The sequence below is a fragment of the Bradyrhizobium sp. genome (assembly GCF_049798375.1).
In the GTDB taxonomy this organism is placed as follows: domain Bacteria; phylum Pseudomonadota; class Alphaproteobacteria; order Rhizobiales; family Xanthobacteraceae; genus Bradyrhizobium.
Window position 1 is genome coordinate 1 of the sequence record NZ_JBARGP010000165.1, and the last position, 1,915, is coordinate 1,915.

At 65.9% G+C, this 1,915-nt stretch carries 3 protein-coding genes; all 3 read left to right on the plus strand.

The features are described 5' to 3' along the window. On the plus strand, positions 1–351 hold a 351-nt coding region (locus WA702_RS07020), incomplete at its 5' end, for a class I tRNA ligase family protein (protein WP_425109805.1). Beyond that, a complete protein-coding gene (gene lptE / locus WA702_RS07025; RefSeq protein ID WP_425109806.1) occupies positions 338–901 on the plus strand; it encodes an LPS assembly lipoprotein LptE in 564 nt (187 codons plus the stop codon). The genes WA702_RS07020 and lptE, both read left to right, overlap by 14 nt. 17 nt (positions 902–918) lie before the next feature. Continuing rightward, the coding region (gene holA, locus WA702_RS07030) for a DNA polymerase III subunit delta (protein WP_425109807.1) at positions 919–1,915 on the plus strand (997 nt) is incomplete at its 3' end.

Here is a 1,915-nt window from a genome sequence, read left to right on the forward strand (position 1 = left end):
CCCGATCTGGCCTGGGCCGTCAACGAGGCGGCGACGATCCTGGTGCATCTGTTTGCGCCGATGATGCCGCATCTGGCGGAAGAATGCTGGCAGCTGCTCGGCGGCGGCGGACTGATCTCGGAGGCGAGCTGGCCGCAAATCGAACGCGATCTGCTGGTCGAAGACAGCGTCACCCTGGTCGTTCAGGTGAATGGCAAGAAGCGCGGAGAAGTCACAGTCGCCAGCAACGCGCAGAATCCGGAAATTGAGACTGCCGTTTTAGCCCTCGATGCGGTAAAGCTGGCGCTGGATGGTCGGCCCGTCCGCAAGGTGATTGTGGTTCCCAAGAGGATCGTGAATGTCGTTGGCTAGCACTGCCGGTCGATTTCGCATCGCCGCCCGGCTCGTCGCCGTGGCTGGCCTGGCTGCGCTCACGGCCGGCTGCTTCCAGCCGATGTATGCCGAGCATGCCGACGGCACCCCGGGCCTGCGCGACAAGCTGATGACCGTCGACCTGCCTCCGGTCGACAAGCCGAACGCCTCGCCCGAAGCCCGGATCGGCGTCGAGATCCGCAACGCGCTGGCCTTCAAGCTCTATGGCACGGCCACCGGCACTGCACCGGTCTACAAGCTGGTGCTGAGATTCCAGACCAGCCGCTCGTCGCTGATCATCGACCCCAACACCGGCCTTCCGACCTCCGAGAATGTCGGCATCGACACCCAGTATAATCTGGTCGAGCTCGCGACCAACAAATCCGTCGTGACCGGCAGTACCTTCGCGCGGACCTCATATGACATCCCCGGCTCCTATCAGCGCTTTGCGCGGCAGCGCGCGTTCCGGGAGGCCGAGGACCGCGCCGCCGACGTGATCGCCGAGAACATCAAGACCCGGCTGGCGTCGTACTTCTCCGCCGGGATCTGAGCTGGATCGAGACTGCCGTGGTCGCGCTACGCGGACAAGAGATCAACGGCTTCATCGCCCGGCCGGATCCGGCCCGGCCAATCGTCCTGCTCTATGGTCCTGACGCCGGCCTGGTGCGTGAACGCGCCGATGCGCTGATCGCGTCGGCCGTCGATGATCCCAATGATCCCTTTTCTCTGGTCAGGCTCGACGGCGACGAACTCGCCGCCGAACCGTCGCGGCTGGTCGACGAGGCCATGACGGTGCCGCTGTTCGGCGGCCGGCGCGCTATCCGCGTTCGCGCCGGCTCACGCAGCTTTGCCAGCGGCGTCGAGACGCTCGCCGGCATGTCGGTGAAAGATTGCCGCGTCGTGATCGAGGCCGGCGACATCCGTCCCGACAATCCGCTGCGCAAGGCCTGCGAGCGCGCCACGTCGGCAGTTGCGATCGGCTGCTATCCCGACACCGAGCGCGACCTCGCCAAGCTGATCGACGATGAATTGCGAACGGCGAATTTACGGATTGCGCCGGATGCGCGGGCCTCGCTGATGTCGCTGCTCGGCGGCGACCGGCAGGCTTCGCGCAACGAGCTCCGCAAGCTGACATTGTTTGCCCATGGCGAGGGCGAGGTGACGCTCGATCACGTGATGACCGTTGTCGCCGACGCCTCAGAGATGAAGCTCGACCCGATCATCGACGGCGCTTTCGGTGGCAAGCCCGACCAGATCGAGACCGAATTCGGCAAGGCGATGGTCGCCGGCACCTATCCCGGCGTCATCATCTCCGCCGCGCAACGTCACGCCGCATGGCTGCACAAATCGGCGCTGACGGTGGCCTCCGGCACGCCTGTTACGGCAGTGCTCGAGGGCGGATTTCCGCGGCTGCATTTCTCGCGCAAGCCGGCCGCCGAGGTCGCGCTGCGCAACCTCTCGCCGGCGCGGCTGTTGCCGATCATCGATCAGCTCGCCACCGCCGCGCACGACATGCGCAAGCAGCCATCGCTGGCGGCCGCGATCGCGCAACGCACCCTGCTGT